Annotated in this window: 1 protein-coding gene; it reads right to left on the reverse strand. The window is 43.8% G+C overall.

The features are described 5' to 3' along the window. The coding region (locus C900_RS26970) for a condensation domain-containing protein (RefSeq protein WP_040497659.1) at nucleotides 1-529 on the reverse strand (529 nt) is incomplete at its 3' end. Nucleotides 530-653 lie beyond the last annotated feature (124 nt).

Raw genomic sequence — 653 nt, forward strand, 5'->3', positions numbered from 1 at the left:
CTGCAAACTCCGCCTTCCAGAAATCACGTTGCTGCTCTAAACGCAACTGCTGTTCCTCACTCTGCTGCCACTCAGCATAATCTTTATAATGAAGATGCAATGCCGGCAGGTCTTCTCCATTGTACAAAGACATAAAGTCCTTCACCAGCATCCCTTCAGATACTCCATCACTGATGATGTGATGCATGTCTACCATCAAAAGGTGCGATCCTTCAGAAAGTTTGATCAAACCTGCCCGGAGTTGAGACGAGTTACTTAAATCGAATGGCCGGATGAAGCTTTGAATTATATCCTGTGCCACTGACTCTGAAGCCTCTCTATACTCCAGATCAAAATCTACTGACTCATGGATCACCTGAACTGCTTCTCCTTCTAACATCATAAATGACGTTCGAAGGCTCTCATGACGGCTAATCAATAACTCAAACGCTGATCTCAGCTTCTCTTTATCCAACTCACCTTCAAGCTTCACTACCTGAGGCATGTTATAAACCACCGAATCCTTATCATACTCATATAAAAAGTACATCCTCCGTTGAGCTGAAGATAATGTGTAGTGAGCTTTTTCCGGGGCAGGTGTAATTTGAACGTATACTGACTCCTCCTGTGAAAGAATGAACTCACTTAAGCTCCGGATGTCCTGATGCCTGAAT

It is taken from the genome of Fulvivirga imtechensis AK7 (assembly GCF_000331535.1).
GTDB lineage: Bacteria > Bacteroidota > Bacteroidia > Cytophagales > Cyclobacteriaceae > Fulvivirga > Fulvivirga imtechensis.